Origin of the sequence: Paraburkholderia sp. Ac-20347 (assembly GCF_017104805.1) — a bacterium.
GTDB classification, from domain to species: Bacteria; Pseudomonadota; Gammaproteobacteria; order Burkholderiales; family Burkholderiaceae; genus Paraburkholderia; species Paraburkholderia tropica.
Genome location: NZ_JAAGPN010000559.1, coordinates 1 through 1,620, shown reverse-complemented (window position 1 = coordinate 1,620; position 1,620 = coordinate 1). Strand labels below are relative to the sequence as shown.

3 protein-coding genes are annotated in these 1,620 nt (G+C 71.6%); all 3 read right to left on the bottom strand.

Going from position 1 to position 1,620, the window contains the following annotated elements:
- Window positions 1-577 (bottom strand): Hpt domain-containing protein (locus G3N97_RS38635; protein WP_205997976.1); only part of this gene is annotated, 577 nt, incomplete at its 3' end.
- The gene (locus G3N97_RS38630; protein WP_241031101.1) at window positions 574-1,311 is read right to left on the bottom strand and encodes a chemotaxis protein CheW; all 738 of its coding nucleotides are present in this window, start codon (window positions 1,309-1,311) and stop codon (window positions 574-576) included. The genes G3N97_RS38635 and G3N97_RS38630, both read right to left, overlap by 4 nt.
- A partial coding sequence (locus G3N97_RS38625; RefSeq protein WP_205997975.1) for a tetratricopeptide repeat protein occupies window positions 1,304-1,620 on the bottom strand: 317 nt, incomplete at its 5' end. The genes G3N97_RS38630 and G3N97_RS38625, both read right to left, overlap by 8 nt.

Sequence of the window (1,620 nt, the reverse complement as noted above, 5' to 3'; positions counted from 1 at the left end):
GCGGTGTGGGCGTCGGTGTGGGCGTTGGCGGTGCTGCGGGCTGTTCGTCAGCGTGTGGCGGCTGCGACGATTGCAGCGCCGCGATGCTCGCAGCCAGCAGCGCTTCCGCGTCGTTGGGCGTTTGCGCTTGCACCGAGGCCCGCGTCTCCGGCTGAACCTGCGCCGCGCCGACGAGCCGCGTCACGAAGGCCTCGACCGCGTCGCGCGCCAGCGGCGGCGCAGCCGGATCCCCGGCCGCGAGCAGCATGTCGATGCCGACCAGCAGCGCGTCGATGTGCGCCGCGCCGATCGTCAGCACGCCGTGCTGGGCCGCGACGAAGCAGTCCTCCATCGCGCTCGCCACCTCGACCGCCTCGGGCAGCCCGACGATGCGCGCCGCGCCCTTGAGCGAGTGCGTCGCGCGCATGCAGGCTTCGAGCGTGGACGCCTCCGTAGGCGCCGCTTCGAGCGCGAGCAGACCCGCGGACAGCGTGCGCGTCTGCGTCTGCGCTTCTTCGTGGAAGAGGTCGAGCAGCGAGCGCCGGCTGAGGTCGTCGGCGCTGTCGTTATCGTCGTGGTCGCCGTTGTGGCTGCTCATCGCAGACTCCTCGCAAGCGCGCCGAACAGCGCGTCGGGTTCGAGCACGCCCACCGAGCGGCCGCGCCAGACGAACACGCCGCGGACGTGGCGGCCCGCCGCCTGCGCGAGCGTGGCCGGCGCGGGCAGCAGTTCGTCGTCGCCGAACCAGGCGACGCCGTCCACATCGTCGACGGGGAACGCCGTGGTCTCGCCGCCCCACTCCGTCACCAGCAGACGCGGCGTGGCCACGCGCGCCGACGCGGACGCAGCAGATGCGGCAGCGTCGATATGCAGCAATTCGGCCAGCGACGCCGCGAGCGTGAGCACGCCGCGCACGTTCACGACGCCGAGCACGGCCGCGCTGCGCCGATGCGGCAGCGAATGCACGGGCCGCGACTCGCCGACGTAGCGCAGCGCCTGCGCGGGCAACGCGAGCCATTCCGCACCGACGCGAAACACCAGCGAGCCGGTCTGACGCGCGTTGCTGCGCGCCGCATGATTATTTCGCGCTCCTGATAATTCGGCATGCCGATTAATGTCCCGCGAGCCACGCAGATCGCGGCCATCCTGCGGCGCGGGACGATCGAGCATGCGCGCGGCGGCCTGCTCGAACACGGGACAGTTGAGGCAGCGCACGTACTCGGCGAGCTTGGGACACGAGTTGTCGCCGAGCACGCCGATGCTTTTCCAGCAGGCGTTGAATGGAACGTCCTGCGGCACGTTCAGTTCGTCCATCGCGTGAGCGTCACGCATCGGCGCCTCCGCGTTCCGGCGCGTGCTGCGCGGCGCGTTCGGCGCGGCGCATCAGGCGGCGCGCGCCCTCGGCGTCGCCCTGCACTTCGAGCAGCGCCGCGAGATGCGTGAGCGCTTCGTAATGACCGGGTTCCAGATAAACCGCCTTGCGATAGTGTTCCTGGGCGAGCGCGCCGTTACCTTGCGCGTCGGCGATCAGGCCGAGCAGATACCACGTCGGCGCTTCGTGCGGCGCGGCCTGCGCGGCCTGGGTCGCGAGGCGATGCGCGTCGTCGAGCGCACCCGCGTCGGCGAGACGCTGCGCCTCGC

Excerpts from the sequence above, each read along its gene's own strand:
- G3N97_RS38630 (WP_241031101.1), bottom strand. The coding sequence starts at position 1,311 with ATGCGTGACGCTCACGCGATGGACGAACTGAACGTGCCGCAGGACGTT.